The sequence below is a fragment of the Streptomyces sp. NBC_00390 genome, assembly GCF_036057275.1.
Lineage (GTDB): Bacteria > Actinomycetota > Actinomycetes > Streptomycetales > Streptomycetaceae > Streptomyces.
On sequence record NZ_CP107945.1, the window covers coordinates 1,500,067 to 1,522,241 of the forward strand.

19 protein-coding genes are annotated in these 22,175 nt (G+C 69.5%); 9 read left to right on the forward strand and 10 right to left on the reverse strand.

Annotation, left to right across the window (positions count from 1 at the left end; all coding sequences use genetic code 11):
- Positions 1-32: 32 nt before the first annotated feature.
- The 3 genes from OHS70_RS06515 to OHS70_RS06525 all read right to left on the reverse strand — a co-directional run bounded on the left by OHS70_RS06515 (position 33) and on the right by OHS70_RS06525 (position 4,501).
- Positions 33-857 (reverse strand): acyl-CoA dehydrogenase family protein, encoded by an 825-nt coding sequence (locus OHS70_RS06515; protein WP_328405460.1) that lies wholly within the window; start codon positions 855-857, stop codon positions 33-35.
- 225 nt (positions 858-1,082) lie between these two features.
- Positions 1,083-3,500, reverse strand: coding sequence for a SpoIIE family protein phosphatase (locus OHS70_RS06520; protein ID WP_328394588.1), 2,418 nt, complete (start codon positions 3,498-3,500; stop codon positions 1,083-1,085).
- Between the two features lie 293 nt (positions 3,501-3,793).
- On the reverse strand, positions 3,794-4,501 hold the full coding sequence (locus OHS70_RS06525) for a hypothetical protein (RefSeq protein WP_328406191.1): 708 nt from the start codon (positions 4,499-4,501) through the stop codon (positions 3,794-3,796).
- A 489-nt stretch (positions 4,502-4,990) separates the two neighbouring features.
- Here OHS70_RS06525 and OHS70_RS06530 point away from each other — a divergent pair, with 489 nt between their 5' ends.
- The gene (locus tag OHS70_RS06530) at positions 4,991-8,773 is read left to right on the forward strand and encodes a DNRLRE domain-containing protein (RefSeq protein ID WP_328394590.1); all 3,783 of its coding nucleotides are present in this window, start codon (positions 4,991-4,993) and stop codon (positions 8,771-8,773) included.
- Between the two features lie 60 nt (positions 8,774-8,833).
- Here OHS70_RS06530 and OHS70_RS06535 read toward each other — a convergent pair whose 3' ends face one another.
- Positions 8,834-9,484 carry a hypothetical protein gene (locus OHS70_RS06535; RefSeq protein ID WP_328394592.1) on the reverse strand — a complete coding sequence of 217 codons (651 nt, stop codon included), beginning with the start codon at positions 9,482-9,484 and terminating at the stop codon, positions 8,834-8,836.
- A 113-nt stretch (positions 9,485-9,597) separates the two neighbouring features.
- Between OHS70_RS06535 and OHS70_RS06540 the strand changes: the two genes are divergently transcribed.
- Positions 9,598-9,897: a hypothetical protein gene (locus OHS70_RS06540; RefSeq protein ID WP_328394594.1), complete on the forward strand. Its 300-nt coding sequence runs from the start codon at positions 9,598-9,600 to the stop codon at positions 9,895-9,897.
- 210 nt (positions 9,898-10,107) lie between these two features.
- On the opposite strand, the gene OHS70_RS06545 is transcribed toward OHS70_RS06540, so the two are convergent.
- Complete coding sequence (locus OHS70_RS06545; protein WP_328394596.1) at positions 10,108-10,596, reverse strand: ATP-binding protein; 489 nt, start codon at positions 10,594-10,596, stop codon at positions 10,108-10,110.
- 183 nt (positions 10,597-10,779) lie between these two features.
- Between OHS70_RS06545 and OHS70_RS06550 the strand changes: the two genes are divergently transcribed.
- Both OHS70_RS06550 and OHS70_RS06555 read left to right on the forward strand, forming a co-directional pair.
- Positions 10,780-11,613: a helix-turn-helix domain-containing protein gene (locus OHS70_RS06550; RefSeq protein ID WP_328394598.1), complete on the forward strand. Its 834-nt coding sequence runs from the start codon at positions 10,780-10,782 to the stop codon at positions 11,611-11,613.
- Positions 11,610-11,816, forward strand: a complete 207-nt coding sequence (locus OHS70_RS06555) for a DUF397 domain-containing protein (RefSeq protein ID WP_328394600.1) — start codon at positions 11,610-11,612, stop codon at positions 11,814-11,816. Before OHS70_RS06550 ends, OHS70_RS06555 begins: the two co-directional genes overlap by 4 nt.
- A gap of 80 nt (positions 11,817-11,896) precedes the next feature.
- On the opposite strand, the gene OHS70_RS06560 is transcribed toward OHS70_RS06555, so the two are convergent.
- The 4 genes from OHS70_RS06560 to OHS70_RS06575 all read right to left on the reverse strand — a co-directional run bounded on the left by OHS70_RS06560 (position 11,897) and on the right by OHS70_RS06575 (position 16,217).
- Positions 11,897-12,160, reverse strand: coding sequence for a DUF7008 domain-containing protein (locus OHS70_RS06560; protein WP_443062733.1), 264 nt, complete (start codon positions 12,158-12,160; stop codon positions 11,897-11,899).
- A 94-nt stretch (positions 12,161-12,254) separates the two neighbouring features.
- Positions 12,255-13,214: a fibronectin type III domain-containing protein gene (locus OHS70_RS06565; RefSeq protein ID WP_328394604.1), complete on the reverse strand. Its 960-nt coding sequence runs from the start codon at positions 13,212-13,214 to the stop codon at positions 12,255-12,257.
- A 70-nt stretch (positions 13,215-13,284) separates the two neighbouring features.
- On the reverse strand, positions 13,285-13,917 hold the full coding sequence (locus OHS70_RS06570) for a hypothetical protein (RefSeq protein ID WP_328394606.1): 633 nt from the start codon (positions 13,915-13,917) through the stop codon (positions 13,285-13,287).
- A 170-nt stretch (positions 13,918-14,087) separates the two neighbouring features.
- Positions 14,088-16,217 (reverse strand): hypothetical protein, encoded by a 2,130-nt coding sequence (locus OHS70_RS06575; RefSeq protein WP_328394608.1) that lies wholly within the window; start codon positions 16,215-16,217, stop codon positions 14,088-14,090.
- A 140-nt stretch (positions 16,218-16,357) separates the two neighbouring features.
- On the opposite strand from OHS70_RS06575, the gene OHS70_RS06580 reads away from it, so the two are divergent.
- The 5 genes from OHS70_RS06580 (at position 16,358) to OHS70_RS06600 (ending at position 20,480) form a co-directional block, all read left to right on the forward strand.
- Positions 16,358-16,951 carry a TIGR03086 family metal-binding protein gene (locus tag OHS70_RS06580; RefSeq protein WP_328394610.1) on the forward strand — a complete coding sequence of 198 codons (594 nt, stop codon included), beginning with the start codon at positions 16,358-16,360 and terminating at the stop codon, positions 16,949-16,951.
- A 129-nt stretch (positions 16,952-17,080) separates the two neighbouring features.
- Positions 17,081-17,680, forward strand: a complete 600-nt coding sequence (locus OHS70_RS06585; protein WP_328394612.1) for a 3'-5' exonuclease — start codon at positions 17,081-17,083, stop codon at positions 17,678-17,680.
- A 36-nt stretch (positions 17,681-17,716) separates the two neighbouring features.
- On the forward strand, positions 17,717-18,190 hold the full coding sequence (locus tag OHS70_RS06590; RefSeq protein WP_328394614.1) for a MarR family winged helix-turn-helix transcriptional regulator: 474 nt from the start codon (positions 17,717-17,719) through the stop codon (positions 18,188-18,190).
- Positions 18,191-18,299: 109 nt separating this feature from the next.
- Positions 18,300-19,397, forward strand: a complete 1,098-nt coding sequence (locus tag OHS70_RS06595) for a catalase family protein (RefSeq protein WP_328394616.1) — start codon at positions 18,300-18,302, stop codon at positions 19,395-19,397.
- A gap of 210 nt (positions 19,398-19,607) precedes the next feature.
- Positions 19,608-20,480, forward strand: a complete 873-nt coding sequence (locus OHS70_RS06600) for a chitosanase (RefSeq protein WP_328394618.1) — start codon at positions 19,608-19,610, stop codon at positions 20,478-20,480.
- A gap of 77 nt (positions 20,481-20,557) precedes the next feature.
- On the opposite strand, the gene OHS70_RS06605 is transcribed toward OHS70_RS06600, so the two are convergent.
- Positions 20,558-21,967: a nucleobase:cation symporter-2 family protein gene (locus OHS70_RS06605; protein WP_328394620.1), complete on the reverse strand. Its 1,410-nt coding sequence runs from the start codon at positions 21,965-21,967 to the stop codon at positions 20,558-20,560.
- Between the last annotated feature and the right edge of the window lie 208 nt (positions 21,968-22,175).

Below are 22,175 nucleotides of genomic sequence, written 5' to 3' on the forward strand. Positions count from 1 at the left end.
GTGATCCGCTCCCCGGCTCCCTGGTCCCGGACTCACGCATCCGGCTGCGGCAGGCGCGCAGCGACGGCTTCGAGGCCCCGCCGCAGCCTCCGGAAGTAGGTCGCCCGGCTGAGGTGCAGCCGGCATGCCACCTGGTGGTGGGTGCTGGCCCGGCCGAGGTAGTACGCCTGGAGGATGGTGCCCGCCTCCGCGTCGGCGAGCTCGTCGCTGACCGCCAGTTCGAGCACGGCGTCGTGCAGCCACGCCTGGAGGTCCGGCACGGTCGGGTCGCCGGAAGCGCCGGCAGCCGGCTGTCCGCCAGTGCGCGCGGGTCGCGGATACGGCTCAGCGCCCGCGCGACCTCCGCGACCGCGTCCGCCACGGGGGCTGCGCCCACGGCCGGGTCGAGGCGGCCCAGCCACGCCGGCAGGGCCGCCGGGGTGAAGTCGTTGGTGTACACCTCGGGGCGGCGGCCACAGCGGAAGACGTCGTCGCGGATGCTGCCGTGACTTGTTGTGCTGGAAGGAACCGATGGACTGGCCGAACGCCTTACGCTCCTTGGTGTACTCGACGGTCTCCTCGAGGATCTGCGCAGCGTGCGCGACGTTGGACACCGCGGCGCCGAGGCGCTCTTGGGGCAGCCGCCCCATCATGTGGACGAAGCCCTGGTCGACCTCGCCGATCACGTGGGTGTCCTGCACCCGCACCTCGTCGAAGAACAGTTCAGCGGTGTCCGACTCGGTCTGGCCCACCTTGTCGAGCTTGCGGCCACGGGTGAAGCCCTCCATCCCGGCCTCCACGCCGAAGAGGGTGATGCCCCGCGCCTTCTTCTCCGGGCTGGTGCGGGCCGCGACGACCGATGGGTCGACGTCGTCCACGGCCAAGGCCCGCAGGCTCTGGAAAGGGTCTGGCACGAGGTTCAGTCGGGGCGCACTGCCCCGCAATGTGATCGCCCTCGCTCCGACACGCGGATGATTGGCATGGCACGCATCTCCACGCACGCGTTCAGGTGACGCCGAGCGTTTCGCATCCCTGGGGCTTCGTTTCATCTGCCGACGACTCGTCACCAGCACCACGGCGCACGCAACAGCGCCTGCCGGAGGTCAGATGGGCGTGGCGGACAGCGGCTGTTCGGTCCAGACGGTCTTGCCCTCGCGCGTGTAGCGAGTTCCCCAGCGTTCGGTCATCTGGGCCACGAGGAACAGTCCGCGGCCGCCCTCGTCGTTGGTCCGGGCCCTGCGCAGATGCGGAGAGGTGTGGCTGGCGTCGCTGACTTCGCAGATGAGGCAGTTTTCACGGATGAGCCGCAGGGTCATGGGGCCGCCGGCGTACCGATATGCGTTGGTGACCAGCTCGCTGGCGATCAGCTCGGTGGTGAACGCCAGGTGTTCCAGACCCCATTCGGTGAGTTTGGCCGTCGTCAGCTGTCGGGCCAGGGCAGCGGTGGCCGGTTCCAGCGGGAGTTGCCAGGAGGCGACGTTCTGCGATGGCAGCACGAGGGTGCGAGCGACGAGCAGGGCGACGTCGTCGGTGGGATCGGCCGGCACGAGGGCGTCGACGACTGCCTGGCACGTGAGCTCCAACGGGTCCTCAGGGCGCGTGAGCACCGCGCGCAGCCGCTCCAGGCGCAGGTCGACGTCGACGTAACGTTCGCCGATGAGTCCGTTGGTGTAGAGCGTGAGCAGGCTTCCCTCGGCCAGTTCGACCTCCTCGGCCTCGAACGGCAGGCCGCCCAGGCCGAGCGGTGGTCCGGCGGGCAGGTCGAGCAGGCTGACCTGTCCGTCGGGTGTGGTCACCATCGGTGAGGGGTGGCCCGCACGCGCCGCGGAGCACCGCCGGGAGACGGGATCGTAGACGGCGTAGAGGCAGGTGGCGCCGATCACCTGCTCACCCACGGTCCGCTCGCCGTCCTCCTCTTGTTCGGCGGCCAACAGGTTGACCAGATCGTCTAGGCGGGCGAGGACCTCGTCGGGCTCCAGGTCGAGGCTGGCCAGCGTGTGCACAGCTGTCCGCAGTCGGCCCATCGTGGCCGCGGCGTGGACGCCGTGGCCCACCACGTCACCGACGACGAGGGCGACCCGGGCGCCGGACAGAGGGATGATGTCGAACCAGTCACCTCCCACGCCCTGGGCCGTCCTGGCCGGGAAGTACCGAGGCGCCACCTCGACGGCGGGCTGGCGCGGAACCGCCCTCGGCAGCAGGCTGCGTTGCAGGGCGAACGCGGTCTGCTGCTGCTGGGTGAAGCGCCGGGCGTTGTCGATACAGACGGCGGCGCGGGAGGCGAGTTCCTGGGCCAGCGTCAGATCATCCGTCTCGAACGGCTCGGGGCGCCGCGAACGCCACAGGCTCAACGCGCCCAGCACCAGGCCCCGTGCGGCCAGCGGCACCACGATCAGGGAGTGGACGCCCGGTTCCGGGGCGTGCCCACCCAGGTGCGGCTGCGTGGAGTGCCAGTCGGGCGGAAGAACCGGTTCGAGGACGGGCCGCCCGTCGGCCAGGCATGTGGCCTGTGGTGTGCCCGGAGCGAGCTCGACCGGCTCCGCATCCGGGTGCGGCGGACCGGGCTCCTGGGCCAGGACGCTGCGGACCGCCACCCGTGCGACAGGCCCCGCCAGGGGACGCGTCGGCTCCTCACCGCGCGTCACCGGCTGCGACAGGTCCACCCATGCGTGGTCGGCGAGGCCGGGGACCATCACATCAGCGAGTTCCCAGGCCGTTTCGCGCACATCGAGCGTGGTCCCGATGCGCGTGCCGGCCTCGTCGAGGAGTGCGAGCCGACGCCGGGCACGATGGCGTTCGGTGACGTCCTCGACCGTCTCGGCCACTCCCAGGACCTGTCCGGCGGAATCCTCGATCCGGAAGGCAGAGACGGTCACGATCTGCTCTCGTGTCGGATTCCGCTCCAGGCGGCCGTACTGCTCGGTGGTGAGTGATGTGCCGGTCTCCAGCACCTGGCGCACCCGGTGCCGGGCGGCCCGCGCGTCCTCCTCGACCAGCAGATCGCCGGTACGCATGCCCCGGTGCTCGGCGTCCGGGACTCCGCTGAACCGTTCGATCGCCCGGTTGACCCGGAGAATCCTCATCTCGGGGCTGTGGACGGCGAGGCCGATGGGGCACCGTCGGAACAGCCCTTCGAGGAGGGCGCGGTCCCTCCTCCACTCGAGGACGCTCGCCGCGGGCGCACCGACAAGGACCCACTCGCGGACAAGGTCGTCACGCAGGAGTTCGCGCGCCCTGAACCCCATCTCCACGAACTCCCCGCTGCGATGTCGCACCGCCAGTACCCCGAACCAGCCGCCGTCTCTCCTGCACGTCGCCGCGGCGTCCTTGGCCGCGGGCAGATCACGGGGATCCAGCAGGACGTCGAGCGCCGAACGGCCGATCACTTCCGTCCCCGGGTGGCCGAGCAGGCCCTCGGCCTGCCGGCTCCACGCGACCACGGTTCCCCGGTCGTCGAGCACCGCCGAGGCGGCGAGGTGCTGAGCGAACGGATCCTCCCGGCTCTCGCTGAGCGCCGTCACCCGTCTCTCCACCGCCGGCCACCACCTCGTACTCGGCTACCCCTGCTCTCCCCTGGTCCTCGCACGCGGTCGGCGACCGCGTGCCTCGGTCGGGGGCGCGGTCGCCGGCCGCTTCACATGCCCTGCGAAGACCAGGTTGATGCCATGTGGGCCCATTCAACCCCGTTCGCGCCCCACGGCCCTCCTGGCCAGGTGTCACGGCGTGGCGCATACGTAGCCCTACCAGTGTGAGACGCGGACGTCGGCAAGGGAGGGCCCGAGATGGACGTAGCCGCCCGACTGGGGAATGCACGTCAGGAGCCGAATGCGGCCACGAATCGCACCGGCTCGTCCAGTACGGCCTGCGCGCTCCCCAGATCGGAGGAGCGGCCGGCCAGCGTCGCCTGAGCGAGGCGGGGCGGCAGTGCCTCGGCGAACTTCAGGCCCTCCAATGCCTGTTCGTCGATCTCGGGCAGACACAGTTGCCCGGAGGCGTCCGCGACGGCCTGTTTCCAGACCTGGGGGCCTGTGTCTTCCCTCAGCCTGATCCAGCAGTCGTTGATGCGCTGTGACGGCGCGGTGAACGCACCGAGCGAGGCGGCGAGTGTGGCGTCGGCGCGGTGCCCGGCCCAGGTCCACCATCGTGCGTAACCGCCGCTACCGCGCGTGATCAGTGTTCCTCCCTGATGCACGAACTCCATGAAGTGGTCGCGTGCTTCGCCGACGGAGGCGACGGCCCGCTTGGTGAGTCTCACGTCCGGGTCGGTTCCGAGCAGCACCTCCCGCACCGCCCGGGTCAGTTCGAACGAGGTTGCCCGCGCGAAGCTGAAGCCTCTCCACTTGGCCTCACCGCCGCTGTCCGTCGGCTCCACGTAGTAGCGCTTGCGGTGCCAGTCGATGTAGGTGACCAGCCAGCCGGCACCGCCGAATGACCCTGGCCATGGCCGCCCGCGCCTGCCGAACCTGTGCGCCCGCCAACTCGATGCGGAGAAAGCAGAAACGGATCCTCCCAGCTCATCCACCTCAGCCGCGCTGAGACCAGACGCCTGCTCACCCGCCTCACGGACGGGATCAATACCCGCCAGAAGGTAATGCCGGTCATCGCATCCGCTTCGTACGCCAAGCTGAGACCTGACACCACTCGCGTCTCGCGCCGGCCGGTCAGTGAGCCGGGACGAGGCACCTTTGACGGGATCAACACTCGGTAAGTAGTTGCAGTTCTTTGCCTGTTGGCGGCTCGCGTGTTTTCTTCGCGAGGTTTTTACCGAACTGTCAACTCGCGGCACACAACCCCGACCAAACCGTGTTGATCATCACGTCCCCATTGGGCCGATTAACCAGTTGGTCGGCTTTATCCGGTGGCCCGGGCGACGTTGACCACATAGGAATACCTTGCGGCGGCATCGAGTGCGTGCCGCCATTCACAAACCGACCGACCAACCCGCTCATGGAATGTGAGCGGGGCGAGAGGACCATTCATCTTGTCCGGATTAGCAAGAAGAAAACGCGCCTTGTCCCGCATAGCAATTGGCACGGCGCTGCTTACCGCGGCACCGCTCGCCATCGCGGGGGCCACCGGTGCCGTGGCCGCGGAAGACATCACGCCGGCTGCTGCCGCTCAGGTGAAGCAGCCGAGTGCCGCGGACATCGCCAAGGCGGACCTCGCGTGGGCGACCGAGCACAGCAAGGGAGGCATCCCCTGGGCCCTCGCCCAGGCGAAGAAGGCGGGGAAGGAGGTTCTCGTCCCGAACGAGACGACGGCCACCACCCTCACCCACGCCAACCCGGACGGGTCGCTCACCTCGGAGCTGACCCCGGGTCCAGCGCGGATGCAGCGCGGCGGCACATGGGTGGACGTGGACGCCACGCTGACCACCAACGCCCAGGGCGAGGTGGTTTCCAAGGCCCACCCCGGCGGCCTCGAACTCGCCCCCGGTGGCGGCACCCCCGCTCCCTCGCTGAGGGCAGCCAAGGACGCGGCCGGCCGGGATCTGGTGACCCTGGGCAGCGGCGACGGGCAGGTCACGCTGCAGTGGAAGGGCGGCCTCCCCAAACCGCGTCTGGACGGCACCCGCGCCACGTACAAGGACGCCGTCCCCGGTGCCGATGTGGTGGTGGAGGCGACCCGGACGGGGTTCGAGCAGTTCGTCGACATCAAGCAGCGGCCCGCCACCAGCGGCTACAGCTACACCCTGCCGCTGAAGACCGAGGGCCTGGAAGCCGAGCCGCAGAAGGACGGCTCGGTGACCTTCACCGATCCGAAGACCGGTGAGAAGCGGGCTGTGATGCCCGCCCCGGTGATGTGGGACGCCACGGTGGACAAGGTCTCCGGGGAGCACACCAACCGACACCCGGTGGACATGAGGGTCGTGGACAAGGGCGACGGCGCGTTCGACCTCGTGGTCACCCCGGACGCCGGCTTCCTGGCCGACCCGGACACGAAGTACCCGGTGACCGTCGACCCCTCGACGTCGAACCTGTCGAATGTCTTCGACACCTATGTCCAGCAGGGCGAGACCGGTGACCTGTCCACGGACGTCGAGCTCGACTTCGGCAACCCCGGCACCACCAACAGCGATGGCACTCCACGCACCGCCCGGTCGTTCGTCACCTGGAACACCGCGGCGTTCAAGGACGCGATCGTCACGAACGCCGACGTCTCCTTGTGGAACTTCCACTCCGGGAACACCGACTGCCAGCCGCAGGAATGGACGATCTGGGACACCAACGGCTCGTCCACCGCCTCGCGGTGGACGAGGCAGCCCACCTGGAACCAGCAGTTCCACTCCTCCACCCAGACCAAGGGCAACCCGTCCTGCACGAACGCCCCCGACGGATGGATCACCGCGGACATCACCACGCTCGTGCAGAGCTGGTCCTCCGCCCTGGACGGCAAGGGCTACATGGGCCTGCGTGCCGCCACGGACGACGTCAAGGACTGGAAGCGCGTCAACAGCGCGAACGCCACCAGCAACCCGCCGAAGCTGACGGTCACTTGGAACTACCGTCCCGGTGACGGCACCGCGCAGCAGGCCGGCGCCCCGTTCAAGTCCTACGCCGGTGTCTGGGCGGTGAACACCACCACGCCGACCCTGCGGGACAAGTTCACCGACGCCGACGGTGACAAGGTCAACGGAACCTTCCAGATCTACGACGCGGCCACGAACAAGCCCATCACCACCCCGGCCGGGGAAGGCCTGATCGTCTCCGGCTACGTCACCCCGGGCTCCTGGGCCTCGGTGAAGGTCCCGGCCGGGCAGCTGGCCGACGGCAAGACGTACAAGTTCCGCACCAACGCCTACGACGGCACCCACTACAACCTGAACTGGTCCCCGTGGCGTGAGTTCGTCGTGGACACCACCGCGCCGGGCGAGCCCAAGAGCGTGTCCTCTGCGACCTACCCCGAAAACTGGGGCGGCGGCGGAGCGGGCGTCCAGGGCACCTTCAACGTCGACACCGGCGTCACCGACGCCCGTGACGTGCAGTACCGCCTCGACCCGTTCGAGGACGATGCGGCGGAGTCCGGCTGGTCCACCACCCCCACGACCACCACCGCCACGACCACCAAGGCCGTCGCCGCGACGAACACCGCCGCGTACGTCGCGACACCCGCCGAGGACGGCAACCACGTGGTGCAGACCCGCAGCGTGGACCGTGCGGACAACGTCGGCCCGATCCGTGACTACGGCTTCACCGCCGGAAACCGGGACTACAACCGCAAGCAGAAGATCGACATCAAGCTGCCGAAGACGGACCCGGACGCCGCGTCCCCCGCGCTCACGGACGATCCACTGCCGGCGCCGGGATGGAAGCAGGGTTCGGCCGGCCGCACCTTCAACAAGGGCGGCATGGAAGTGACCATCACCCCGAAGGCGCAGCGGTCCCTCGAAGGCACCCGGAAGGCAGCCAAGGAGGCTGCGAAGCGGGCGCCCAGCTACCCCGACCCGGTCGTAAAGGACTCCTGGTGCCAGCCGAGCCTTGCCGGTGAGGCACAGAAGTCGCTGATGACCCGCAACAAAGCCTGCCTCTTCTTCGACCTCAGCTTCACCGCCAGGAGCAAGACCCTGCCCGGCGTCGACGACATCGAATACAAGGCCACCTTCGAGACCGCCTTCCAGATCAAGACCGACCCGCACGCCGGCGACGTCAAGACCTGGATCCAGCTGAACCCCATCACCAACACGTTCCCCGCCCAGGACCGCGCCGTCCTGCTCGGCTCCGGTGACCCGGACGCCTGGATCTCGTCCATGTGCTACAGCGACGGCTGCAACGACGGGGCAGGCGGAAAGGACATCGACTTCTACGGAGAAACCAACTGGAAAGGCGGCATGAACGGCAACCAGCCCAACGACCCGCACATGATCACCGGCACCGCCGACCACAAGTGGAACGGCAAGGTCGACAACGCCTCCGGCACCCGCGACGTCGACCTCTCCAAGAGCATGCCGGTGTACTTCGCCGGCATGCCCGACACTGACGTGGAGCCGCCGCCCGCCCCGGACGGCAGGAAGCGTGAATGGCAGGACGCGACCGGCCCGTGGCGGTCCCCGGATCTCATCGTGCGCTGCGACAAGGTCGACTCCAACGGCGTCCCCGGCTGCGTGATGCCGCAGTACACACCTGAGTACAAGTTCAACACCGCCAAGTACACGGCCGCCGCGGCTCACGTCTGGATGGTGCAGAACAAGAGCAAGCCGTCCCAGGGGCTCGGCGCCACTCCGGAGAAGCCGCTGCACTACCACCCGTCTGCGAGCCGGGCGGAGAGCGGTTGGAACGCCGAGAAGGACTCCCGCAAGGTGATGTGCACCAAGTATCGGGGCAAGCGCGCCGCCGATGGTTGGGTGCCGACGAAGAACTTCGTCAACCACCCGAAGACGATGATGCACCAGGAACTCGTGAACAGTCCGTACCCGGATACGATCTCGTGTGACGAATTCCCGTTCGCCTCGACCTACGAGTCCCCGGGGCTGCCCGCCAACAAGGGCGGCAAGATGCCCGCCGGTAAGAACGGCGGCGGTGAGTGCATCCAGACCGTATCGGCCAAGACCGATGACGCCAGCGAACACCTGCTGGACGACACCCGCTACGACCCACCGACCTGGGACGAGAACTGCGGTCGCTCGTCGATGTCGACGTACATGAACTCGGGCGCAATGAGCCGCTTGGGTAACGAGTTCGCCCCGCAATTCCGGCTCCTCGACAAGGACCCGTACACCGTGGATGTCGGCGACGCATGGTTCAAGGCATGTGACACCTCCAAGGCCGACCTCATCTGTGCGATGAAGAAGCCCTGACAGGCTGATCACGCTCCCGGCCCCAGCCCCGAACCGGCTGGGGCTGGGAGCCAACCGTCCTCAAGAAACCGGGTGGAACGACTCCCAGCCGTCCACAGAAGGAGAGTCAGGGTGTTCCCACACCAGACATCCCTTCACCACCCCAGGCAGCTCTGGCCACCTTTGACTCACGAACGGACCACTGCCTGACTCCAGCGCCTCGGCAACCGCCTCGAGATAGGAACCGACAGAAGGAAACTCAGGCGCGGACATCTCGGGCCCGGAGTGCGCGGACCACTGCCCCTCACCGCCGCCTCCAGGCCCCCCGGATGCGTCGACATAGCGGCCCATCAGGGCCCCTTCCTGATCCTCACCCAGCCAGGCAACCCACGCCCTCCCCCAGTCGACATCAGGCCAATTGAACGACAGGCGAATGGCGGCGGCCTGCCTCGGACTGAGGAAAGCCCCACCGGGCAGGAACATCTCCGACCGAAGCTCGCCCTCCTCGTCCGCTTCAACCTCGACGCACTCCACGCCGCCACACACCCGCCACAGGACTTTCAACTCATCGGGGAATCCATGTCCCAGCCACTGCCACAGCTGCTCCTCGTCGGTGCGGACCTCCTCGTCGGTAGCCGGCGGCAGCAGGCTCTGGTGGGAGACCGGCGCGTTCTTCTCCAGCCAGCAGGAAACACGCGCCCACACACGTTCGACATTCGGGTAGTCGGTCATGCCCCCGAGCCTACGAAACGTGAACCCGGGTCCCGCACAAAGGTCCAGGAGGCCACGCGCTCCGCGATGCTGCTCGCCACGGCCGCCATCGTCACCGTCATCGTGGCCGCGCTGTGAAGCCCCTGGCAGCGGTACTGGCCGCCCTTGTGCTGGCCGCTGGGATCCTCGCCGGTGTCGGCCGTCCCGGCGTACCCGAAGGCCCGCGCGAGCCACAGCCGGCCGAGACGCACCAGCCTGCGCCCGCTTCGGGCGGCGGTGAGGTGGACTGTGTCAAGCTCGCCGCCGAGCTGAAGGCCGAGCAGGACGCGAAGACCGACGAGCCCGAGAAGAACGGTAGAGCGACCCTCGAGATGGTGGCTGTGCCGCAGGAGTGCAAGGACGAGCTCCGCACAGCAGGCGTCGACCGCCACTGAGCGCCCATTGAGCTAAGAGGTCGTTTCCATCTGGTTGCACCGCTTCACGCGCCTCGGTGCTGCACTTGCGCCTCATGCGTATCGGGTTCGTGCGCGGTGCAGCGAGAGTAATCGCCGATGTACATAGGCCGATCGGGCGTGAGCCGCACCATCGCCGCGTAGTCGGCATGACTGTCCTCGGCTGCTCCACAACCGCGCGCAGCCAGTCGATCACGTCTCGGTCGTACGTGCCACACGCACGTCCGCCCACACAGTCTTACCAGGAGCGTCGGCGCGGGGTGTGACGCCCCAGCGGTCGGCGAGGCGGGCCATGAGGTACAGACCGCGGCCCGACTCCTCGTCGAGGGGTGGTGGGATCTCGACGGCCTCGGGGGCGGGGCAACGCTCGGTACGGGTGTCGGCGACCTCGATACGGAGGGTGGTGGCCGGGCCTGCGGCGTTCGCCGTGAGGCGGAGGTGGAAGTCCCGGCCGGGGAGGTGCCCATGGCGCACGGCGTTCGCGGTGAGCTCCGCGGCGATGAGGGTGATCGTCTCGTTGGGGGTGGAGCCGTACGGGTAACCCCAGTCGTGAAGCCGGTGCGAGACGAGCCGGCGGGCGAGGCGGGCGCCGCGCGTGGTGGAGGTGAACTGCATCGAGAACTCGCGGGTGGAGGTGGGCTGTTGCTGGGGCGCCACGTGAGGGGTAATTGCTCGGTTCATGGGGGAAACGCCGGCGGTGGCTGCGTACCGTTGACCAGCAGGGACGCGCTGACGGGCACGGGCTGTACGCGTCCCGGACGGCGATGTACGCGGCCGGGAGCGTGACCCGTTCAGGTGTGGCGCGTTGGCCGCGCAGGCGCAGTACGGGTGTGCGGGCGGGACGGTACGGGAGGTGCGGGGGTCATGGACGATCAGCAACAGCCGGAGCACGAGTACGAGACGGGATCGGGCATCCTGCACGTCTTCGGGCAGCAGTTGAAGCTGTGCCGGGTACGGGCGGCGCTGGAGCGGGCGGAGTTGGGGGCGCTGACCGGGTACTCGGCGTCGACGATCGCCTCGTTCGAACAGGGGCGCCGGATTCCGCCGCCCCGGTTCATCGACAAGGCGGACGAGGTGCTGGATGCGGGCGGGTTACTGAAGGCGAGCAAAGAGGAGGTGGCGCGGGCACAGTATCCGGCGTTCTTCCGGGATGCGGCGCGGTTGGAGGCCGAGGCGGCTGAGCTGCATCTGTACGCCGTTCAGGCAGTTCCGGGACTCTTGCAGACTGAGGAGTACACCCGCGCACTACTCACCAAGCGCCGCCCGCTTCTGACTGAGGAGACAATCGAGCAGCGAGTTGCGGCCCGCCTCGCGCGGCAGGAGATCTTCAACAACTGGCTGGCTCCTCTCATGAGCTTCGCCATCGAGGAAGCGGTACTTCGTCGCCCCTTCGGTGGCAAGCCCGTTCTGCGTGGCCAGTTGGAGCAGTTGCTTCTGATCGGCGAGAAGCGCAACGTGGAGATCCAAGTCATGCCACTGGATCGGGAGGACAACGCAGGCGTCGACGGCCCGTTCACCTTGATCACGCGGAAGGGCGGAGCCCAGGTCGTGTACTTGGAGGTACAGGGCCGCAGCACCTTGGTCACAGACCCGGAGGAGGCCCGTGCCATCGCCGCGCGCTATGGGATCATCCGGGCGCAGGCTCTCACGCCACGAGAGTCGCTTGCATTCGTCGAGAAGTTGCTGGGAGAGCTATGAAGATCGCGGAGACCAACACAGCAGCTGCGGAGCTGGTCTGGCTCAAGAGCAGTTACAGCGGAGCCGAGGGTGGCGAATGTGTCGAGGTCGCGCCCTCCCCCGGCACCATCCACGTCCGCGACTCGAAGGACAAGACGGGGCCGTCCCTGCGCGTGGCCTCCGAGGGCTGGGCTGCCTTCGTGGAATTCGCCGCGCAGGGCTGAGCGCGCACGTACGACGGCGCCCCGCCACCGGAAGCGATCCCATGACGGGGCGCCTTCTTGTACGCGCCTGTACGTAACGCTCAGTCGGGCTTCTTCGCCCGGCCGCGCGCCTTCTTCTCCGGTCGCCAAGCCTTCAGGTCGTCCGCCGAGAGCCCGTGCTTCCCGCGCTGCTCGTCCAGGTACGCCTGGTACTCCCCGGACGGTGTTCCGCCCCACTCCTCGTCGTGCTCACCGTGCCACTGGTGGACCCACGGCATCAGCTCCTCAATTCCTCCTGTACAGCGACCATCCGAGCACGCATGCGGGCATGGGCAGCACGAGCGTCCTTGCCTGACCCGCGGCAGGGGTCGGCACCGTGATCTATTCGACGGCCCCTGAGACCCAGGACAAGCTGAGAGTTGGTCGGCGGTCGGGGTCTGTCGGCACTGGGCGGTCCCACTACGCGACCACCACCGTCCGCTGTGCCGAGAAGTCGCCCCACTTGCCGTCGGGGAGCTTCGCCCGCAGTTTGACGCTGTAGCGCGTGCCCGGCTTGTCGGTGACCGTCATCGTGTACGTCGCCGTTCCGGCGGGCGGCGTGGCGCCCCAGACGATCGTCGTGGCCGGCCTGCCGTTGAGGAAGAGCTGGTGCTCCTTGACCGGGGCCCCGGTCCGGGGTGGCGTCCAGGAGAGTTCGATGGTGCCTTCGCGGGCGGTGGCCCTGAGGGCGGTCGGAGCGGTGCTGGGGCCGTCGCCGGGGGCCGAGAAGGTGGTGAGGTCGACGGCCTCGCTGTCCGGCGAGGAGTTCTCGGCGGCGTCGCGCGCCCGGACCGTGAAGGTGTAGACGGTGCCGGGCCGCAGCCCCGTGACCCGTGCCGTCGTCCGCGTACCGGACACGCTGTGGATGCGGGAGTCCTCCTGGTAGATGTCGTACGAGGTGACGCCTACGTCGTCGCGGGAGCGTGCCCAGGCCAAGGTCACCGCCCGGGCCCCGTCCACGCGCCCTTTCAGGGAGGCCGGACGGGTGGGGGCGGTGCGGTCGTCCGGTGTGGGGGCCGGGGTGGTGACGGAGACGGCCGGGCCGGCGGCGGAGAGATTCCCGGCGGCGTCGCGCGCGCGGACGGTGAAGCTGTACGCCGTCCCGGGGGTCAGGCGGTCGATGTCCACCATGTGCCGGACGGCGGGCAGGGACTTGACCCTGGTGCCCTTCTCGTAGACCTCGTAGCCGGTCACCGCCTTGTTGTCGGTGGCCTGCTCCCACATGACGTGCACCGACGTGGCACTGCCGGCCTGGGCGGTGACGCCGGCGGGTGTGGAAGGGCGTTCGGTGTCCTTGTCCTCGCCGCCGCGCGCGGCGCATGCGGTGAGCAGGAGTACGGCTGAGCAGGCCAACACTACGGTGGTGGGGGGACGTTGCACGGTCGGGCCTCCGCGGACGACGGCATTGGTCCAGACCTATATGGCACACGTATCGGGTGGCTGCAAGGGGTCAGCCACCGGAAGTGGGCCATGAACTCCGTGACGGTGGAAGGCTCCACTGCCCGGGATGGCCCGCGGGGAGGCCCATGTCACGGCGGACCACCTCGTAGTACCGCGTGCGCGCGTCACGCTGCTTCTCGAGCATGGCCGACCAGGCGTCCCGGTCACGCGTCCCTTCTCGCAGGAACCGTTCCATCTCGATGACCGCGAGAACCCATACCCGCGCCCGCTGCACCACGTCCGGGGTGCCGAGCATCAGCAGGGCTTCCCCGACCGGATCCCGCGCATCGGTCGCCTCGGCCAGGAGGGGAGCCGCCTCTTCGGGGGACAAGGGGTGCGGATGCGGGTCGTTGCCAAGGTGAGCGGCCACCCGGTAGGTCAGGGTGACGGTCTTCTTCAGCGACCTCGCGTAGTCGGCGTAGACGGTCAGCCGCCTCTCTTCCCATCGGACCCCCTCCTCGCGCCGGAAGCGGGCCCGGTCCCCGCGCACGTTCGCCAGGTACGAGCCGAGAGCGCCGATGACAACACCGAGGAGGGCGTGGGAGACCGGCACGGCACGCAGCCGGGCCGAAACCTCCCACCCCACCGTCGACTTGCCGACGCCTGCGCGCCCGCCGATGAGCAGTACCTCGGCCTTGTCCATGGCGTCAGCGTGCCCAGTCGGCGGGCGCCTCGCGCGACCTGTTACCGCTGCGGGCGACGATCACCGCAGATCGGCCGCAGTCACCCCGGCTCACCCCGATCACACAGGCGAGTGTGCGGCCGACGAGCCTCGGACCCCGGTGTTCCGGGCGGACCTGAGCCGGATACGCGTCAGCGATGACGACGCTTCGCCGACTTCATCTCGTGTGCCGCCGTGTCCCGCACCCGGCCGTCCGGGTGCCGGTCCTGGAGGTCGCCCAGAATGCGCACGGCGTTGGTCGGGTTCGCCGCGGCGAGTGCCCTGACCAGTGCCGCCGGACCGTCCGGCCAGGTCGCCGCAGCGGCGTCGAAGGCGTCCAGGAGGGCCGTGGGCAGCGGGTCGGGGTCGCGTTCCTCCGCCGCTGCCGCCACATAGACGCGCATGTCGTCGATCCAGCGCTGGTCCAGGTCTTCGAGGAGCAGCGTCGCCCGGGCGTTGGGGGGCACCTGTTCATCCGGGACGGCTTCGCCGCGGGCGCCGAGCAGACGCGCGGCGTAGGCACCGGTCACCGGGTCTTCGAGAGCTGTGCGCAGGGCCGCGGTCGGTACTCCGGCCTCGTCGAGGTGGTCGAAGTGCCGGGAGAGCTCGACGTTGAGGAAGTCCGCCGACTTGGCCGCGGACACCGCGCCGAGCAGTTCCGACCAGGCCGCGTCCGTGCCCCCGTGGGCGACTGCCCACGCGTTCAGAGCGGTGGCCGCGATCTTGTGCGGCCAGTGGTAGATCCCCTCGATGGTCTCCGCCGCGTTCCATGCGGCGACGGCCTTCTGATCGGGTGCCGCGCAGTGGCCCACGGTCAGAATGTGGCGCAGCACGGCGCTGCCGAGCGGGGTGAGGCCGTACGCGTCGCCTGCGCGGAAGACGAAGCCGGTCGCGCTGAGCCGGTCGACGGTGGCGGCCAGGGCCTTGGCCTGCGTGTCGAGTTCGGCGCGTTCGCGCTCGGTCAGGTCGGGCCTGCCGAGGACGGCGGCCAGTTCCGGCAGGGGCGGCAGCTCGTACGCGGCGGGCTGCCCGGTGGGGACGGAGACCGGGTCGTCCTCCAGTTCCGGGGCGATGTTCCCGTCCGAGACATCGGCTGCCTTGCGCGCCACCGAGTCGGGTGTGCTGCCCCGTTCGTAGAGCGTGTAGAGGAGGTGCGCACCGTCGAGGAGGTAGCGCTGGTCGGGGTCGTCCGGTACGGGCACGGAGTCCATGACCGCGGCGAGCAGGTCGGCGGCGAGTTCGGTCAGTTCCTGCGGGGTTCCTTCGTTCCACACGGTCATCGCGGGTTCGGGGAAGCCGCAGCGTTCAGCGATGTCGCGCTGCGCGTCGGTCAGGTCGTCGCCGCCCGCGGCGAGGGTGGCCGGGAGCGGGGCCGCGTGCAGCAGGTCCCGGATCTCCTCGGGCGCGGGCAGCCCGGGGGGCGGCGGCAGGGGGATGCCGGAGTCGCCGTAGTAGTCGAGGTGCTCGTCGAGCAGCCGGTCCGCGAGAGCGGCGTGCGGCATCGCCTCCGGTCCCGGGGCCAGGGACGCGTACGGTCCTGCGAGGGCCTCACCGAGTCCCGCGGCGGTCCAGCGGTCGCTCAGCGCCGACGCGATCCGGTCCAGGTGCTCGGCGAGGGCGTCGTCAGGGTGGTCCGCGCCGAGCGGCGGAGCAGGGAGCAGGGCGCCGCCCCGGGCGGCCGGCCCGGCCGCGTCGCGGGCGAAGGAGGCGAGCAGCGCCTCCGAAAGCTGCTCCCGCGCCGCGAAAGTCCGCGCGGTCAGGTCCGGGCGCTGCAGCGGCTCGGGCAGCGCGGGGCGGTCGGCGTGCGGGCTCCGGTCGTGGGCGGCGAGCCAGGCCCGTACGGCTTCCGCGTCGTCCGCGTCCACGCCGTCGGCACGCAGCAGCGATGCGTACCAGCGGGGCCAGGTCAGGTTCCACGGGTCGTCCATCGCCGTACGGAAGTCCCCGCTCGCCTCGTCGATCGCGGTGAGCAGCCGTGTGTGGCGCTTCGTGTTCAGCCGTCCGGCAGCCCTGACGCGGTCGGCGAGCGCGCGGAGGATGTCCGGTACGGCGTCGAGTTCGGCCGCCGTGGCGCACAGCAGCACGGGCAGGTCCTTGTGCAGCACGCTGCGCACCAGCTGCGGTGTCGGCTCGGGGACCCCCGCCCGGCGGTCCGCGCCGCGCAGCGCGAGGAGGGTGAGCACTGCGTCGGAGGCGCGAGCGGGCAGGGCGGTGCCGCGTTCCTGCTCGGCCCAGGCGAGGAAGTCGGCATGTCCGGTGTTCAGGGCAGTCGTGCTGATCACCCGGTGAGCGTATGAGCGTCGGGCCCCGCGGACCGGCCCTGCCACGTCCGGATAGCCCGAACGGGGGACCGATGAGTTTCCGCGACGGGGAAAGTCTCGACTTCATGAACGCGAACACGATGGACCCGACAGGATCACACATGCCGGACACGCCGGATCTGGGACCGGTCGCAGCCGGGATGGCACGGCTGGCGGCCGGGATCGACGAGGCCGGGCTGGATGACCCGACGCCCTGTCCGAAGTACGCCGTACGGGAGATGCTGGCCCATGTCGTCGGGCTGTCCTCGGCCTTCCGTGACGCCGCGCGCAAGGACCTCGGGCCGACGACGAACACCGATCCGAGCACCGTGACGTGGGTGCTGGCGGACGACTGGCGGGCACAACTCCCCGTCCTGCTGGAAGAGTTGGTCACGGCCTGGCGTACGCCGGGGGCCTGGGACGGCGACACCCAGGCGGGCGGCATCACCTTTCCGGCCGCGATCGCCGGGCGGGTCGCCCTCAACGAGCTGCTGGTGCACGGGTGGGACCTGGCACGGGCGACCGGGCAGGACTACGACCCGGACGAGGCGAGCCTGCGGGTGTCGTACGCGCTGCTGGCGCCGGCCGCGGAGGATCCGGACCGCGGAGGGATGTTCGGTCCGGTCGTGCCGGTGCCCGGGAGCGCGCCGCTGCTGGACCGGGTCATCGGGCTGAGCGGGCGTCGTCCCGACTGGTCGCCCCAGGGTGCCGGCTGACGGCGGGTACGGGCGGGGTCTGCACCGGACCCCGCCGCAGGCGGGCGCTCACCCGCCGGAGCCGGGCCGCCGGCCGCGCGGCAGGGAAATCAGGTGAGCCGAGGGGTCGCCGGCTGCCATGCTCCCGTCATGGCAAGAACGATCAGACCCAGTCTCTACATCTCCGTCGACATCGAGGCCGACGGACCGATCCCCGGCCCGTATTCGATGATCAGCCTCGGCGCGGCGGTGGCCGGCCGGCAGGACGCGGCCGGTTACACCGCCGAGGACGACCCCGAGGCTCATACCTTCTACCGCGAACTGCGCCCCATCAGCGACGACTTCGTCCCGGCGGCACTGGCCGTGAGCGGCCTGGACCGCGACCGTCTCGTCCGCGAGGGCAGCGAACCGGCCGCCGCCATGGCCGAGTTCACCACCTGGGTGCGCGAAGTGGCCGTGGGCGCACAGCCGGTGATGTGCGGGTACCCGGCGTCGTACGACTGGACCTTCCTGTACTGGTATCTGATGCGCTTCACCGGCGCCAGCCCGTTCGGCCATTCCGGCTGTATGGACATGAAGACCCTGTACGCGACGAAGGCCCGGCTCCCGCTGCGCGCCGTCGCCAAGGGCACGATGCCGCGCTCGCTGCTGTCGCGGCGGCGGCACACCCATCACGCGCTGGACGACGCCGTGGAGCAGGCGGAGCTGTTCAGCAACCTCATGACCTGGGACCCGGCGCCACCGGCGTAGCGGCGGCGTCGTGCGGGCGGGAGTGAGAATGGGGGCATGGCAATGAACCAGACCCCGGCCACGCCCATGACCCCGGCCGCCTCGATGACCCTCGATGATCAGTTGTGCTTCGCGCTGTACTCCGCGTCGCGGGCGGTGACGGCGGCCTACCGGCCGGTGCTGGCCGAGCTGGACCTCACGTATCCGCAGTATCTGGTGATGCTCGCGGTGTGGGAGCGAGGACCGGTGCCGATGAAGGAACTGGGCGTGACGCTCGGGCTCGACTACGGCACGCTGTCGCCGCTGCTCAAGCGGCTGGAGGCAGCAGGGCTGCTGCGGCGCGAGCGACAGGCCGCCGACGAGCGCCTGGTGACCGTGGAGGCGACGGAGCAGGGCCGGGCGCTCAGGGAGCGGGCCGAGGGGATTCCGGGGTCGATGGGCCGGATCTACGGCCTGACGGCCGAGGAGGCGGTGCAGCTGCGGGACCGGCTGCGCGCGCTGATCGACCGGCTGGGTACGCCGGCGGCTTGACGCAGACTCGATCACTTTCGTGGGGACCATCACATCCAGTTACATCGTGCACAATTGAATCGTGCGCTATGTTTCAGGTGGAACGGTGAGCACGAAGGAGAGAGCCACGATGGAATTCGTCAGGTACGAGCAGTACACCCCCGTCGAACGCCCCACCTACCAGCAGGAACTGGACGAGGTCGTCGGCAATGTCGCCCGCCGCACCCGTGAGTCCGTCGAACGGGAGGGCGTGGGCCGCGCGGTCCGGACCGCCCACGGCAAGACGTACGGCCTCATGAAGGCGACCATCACGGTCAGTGACACACCGGGTCCGTACGCACAGGGGATCTTCGCCGCCCCGGCGACGTACGACGCGGTCGTGCGCTACTCCAACGGGCTCGGGCATCTGCGCGCCGACTCGCTGCTGGGCGCGGCGTGCGGCATGGGCATCAAGATGTTCGGCGTCCCGGGCCGGTCGCTGCTGGCGGACGAGACCGAGGCGACCACCTTCGACCTCAACCTGATCAACAACACGGTGTTCTTCGCCAACACCGCCTATGACTACATGGTCATCGAGGAACTCTTCGCCGAACTCCCGGACGCCCTGGTGAACCCGGCCCGGCGCAAGTCCTGGATGGGCGAGTTCCTCACCCGCCGCGGCACCCTGGCGAGTGCGGACGAGTGGCTGTGGGACGAGCTGTTCGCGATGCTGTCGTTCACCCAGGTGCAGCGCCGCAACCTGCTCTCGTACACGTACAACAGCATGGGCGCCTTCCGGTACGGAGATCACATCGCCAAGATCCGTACGCTCCCGGTCTCCCCCGTCACCCACCTCGACGTCGATGTGCGCGCGGACGGCGAGGCCTTCCGAAACACCCTGGTGGCGGAGGCGGGCGAGCGCGACCACGCCTTCGAACTCCAGGTCCAGCTCAACGCCGACCTCATGCGGATGCCCGTGGACAACACGTCGGTCGAGTGGCCGGAGCAGCTCTCGCCGTGGGTGACGGTCGCCCGGATCGACGTCCCGCGCCAGGACATCGGCGGCGAGGAGAACCTCACGGCCGCGGACGGGACGTCGATCACTCCGTGGCGCTCGCGCGAGGACCACCGGCCCATCGGTGAGATCCAGCGGGTGCGCGAAGAGGTCTACCGCCGGTCCTCAATCGAGCGGCACCGCATCAACCACCAGCCGCGCCAGGAGCCGGCGAGCAGCGCCGAACTGCTCTGAAGACCGGGTCGAGAGGCGAACAGGAGCGGGATCTGCCACCACAGACCGCGAGTGGCCGGGAACGGGCGGCAGCGCACGGCGAAGCCCTGGACGCACCCTCCCCGCCCTCTCCAACTCCGGGCGGCCCAAGGGGTGTACGCGACTCACGGGACTCTGGTAGGAAAGTTTACTAACAGAGCACGTCCAGACGTACTCCCCCATGGAGGCAAGGTGTCCGCCCCCCACAAGCGCACCCTTCGTCCGCTCAGGTTTCTCCCGCGTGTGCTGCTCGGAGTGACGCTGGTCGCCGTACCCGTGACGGCGTTCGCCGCACCGTCCGACCAGCCCGCCGGGCCGTCGGGCGCGATGGCCGCCCAGGACCCCGCACCGGCGGCCGCCGGGCTGGACGACCCGGCGAAGAAGGAGATCGCCATGCAGCTCGTCTCCAGCGCGGAGAACTCCTCGCTGGACTGGAAGGCCCAGTACGAGTACATCGAGGACATCGGCGACGGCCGCGGCTACACCGCCGGAATCATCGGCTTCTGCTCGGGCACCGGCGACATGCTCGGCCTCGTCGAGCTCTACACGCAGCGCAGGCCGGGCAACGTACTGGCGAGGTACCTGCCGGCGCTGCGCGAGGTCGACGGCAGCGACTCGCACGAGGGACTCGACCCGGACTTCACCCGCGACTGGAAACGGGCCGCCAAGGACCCGGCGTTCAAGGAGGCCCAGAACGACGAGCGCGACCGCGTCTACTTCGACCCGGCGGTAGGCCGCGGCAAGCAGGACGGCGTCGGTGTCCTCGGGCAGTTCATCTACTACGACGCGATCGTGATGCACGGCGACGGCAGCGACAGCACCAGCTTCAGCAGCATCCGCCGCATGGCACTCGCCGAGGCGAGGCCACCGGCCCAGGGCGGCGACGAGCGGGCATATCTGCACGCATTCCTGGACGCCCGCGTGTGGGCCATGAAGCAGGAGGAGGCGCATGAGGACACCAGCCGGGTGGACACCGCGCAGCGAGTGTTCCTCGACAGGGGCAACCTCGGCCTGGACACGCCCCTGGACTGGAAGGTGTACGGCGACAGTTACCACATCGGCTGACGCACAGGCAGCGCAGACCGCACGAGGCCGGGGCACCCGGGGAACGTCGGTTCCCCGGGTGCCCCGGCCCGTCGGCGTCAGTGGGCGGCGGCCGGCTCCGGGGTCTTCCCCGTCCCCGCCGGCTGCTCCTCGTCCGAACCCGCCCGCTTCCCCAGGTGGTTGAAGGCCAGGTTCAGCACGATCGCCACGATGCACCCGGTCGAGATGCCCGAGTCCAGAACCACCAGCAGGTCCTTGGGGAACGCGTGGTAGAACTCCGGCGCGGCGATGGGGATCAGGCCGATACCCACGGCGGCGGCCACGATCAGCGCGTTCTCGCCCTTGTCCAGGGCGGCGGCGGCCAGCGTCTGGATGCCGCTGGCGGCGACCGAGCCGAACAGGACGATGCCCGCGCCGCCGAGCACCGGCAGCGGTACGAGGGCGATCACCGAGGCGGCGAGCGGACACAGGCCCAGCAGGAGCAGGATCCCGCCGCCGGCGGCGACGACGAAGCGGCTGCGTACCTTTGTCATCGCGACGAGGCCGATGTTCTGTGCGAAGGCGCTGCACATGAAGCCGTTGAACAGCGGGCTGACCGCGCTGCCCAGGGTGTCGGCACGCAGCCCGCCCTCGATGATCCGCTCGTCGGCCGGCCTGCCGACGATCCTGCCGAGTGCCAGCATGTCGGCCGTCGACTCGGTCATGCACACCAGCATCACGATGCACATCGACACGATCGCGGCGATCTCGAACTGCGGTGCGCCGAAGTGGAACGGCGTCGGGAAGCCGACGAGTCCGGCGTCCTTGAAGGCGCCGAAGTCGGCCATGCCGAGCGGAAGGGCGATCACGGTCCCCGCCACCAGGCCGAGCAGGATGGCGATCTGCTGCAGGAACCCGCGCAGCAGCCTGCGCAGCGCCAGCACGACGACCAGTGTGAGGGCGGCCATCCCGATGTTCTTCATGGAGCCGTAACCGTCGGCCGCGGGGTTGCCGCCCTGGGACCAGTTGAAGGCGACGGGCAGCAGCGAGACGCCGATCAGTGTGATGACGGTACCGGTGACGACGGGCGGGAAGAACCGGACGAGCTTGGAGAAGTACGGGGTGAGGACGAAGCCCAGCACGCTGGCGACGATGATCGCGCCGAAGATGACGGCGACTCCGTCGTAGCCACGGTCCTTGCCGATGGCGATCATCGGGGTCACTCCGGCGAAGGACACTCCGTTGACGAACGGGAGCCGGGCTCCGACCCGCCAGAAGCCGAGGGTCTGGAGCAGGGTCGCGATACCCGCGGTGAACAGGCTCGCGCCCATCAGGAACGCGGTGTCCTTGGCGCTGAGGCCCACGGCGGGCCCCACGATCATCGGTGGGGCCACAACCCCCGCGTACATGGCGGCGACATGCTGCAGGCCGCTGGTGAACATCTTGAAAGGGGGCAGGGTTTCGTCGACCGGATGCTTCCGGTCCTGCGCGTCGGCGGTCTGTGCATCAGAGGCGGTTCGGGCGGCCACAGTGGGTCCTCCGGTCGGTTACACGTCGGTGGGTGACGTGGGTGTCATGGAGGTGGTGCAGGGGGTACAGCTGAATGCCCAGTTGGGGGGTGGCACGAGTCACCGCCCCCGGAGGGCACGCGCGTTCTGACGTGCGTGCCCCCCGGTGACAGCTGCCAGGGACCCCGCTCGGGTCCATGGCCGCCGGTCGAGGGCCGTCCCCCTCGAC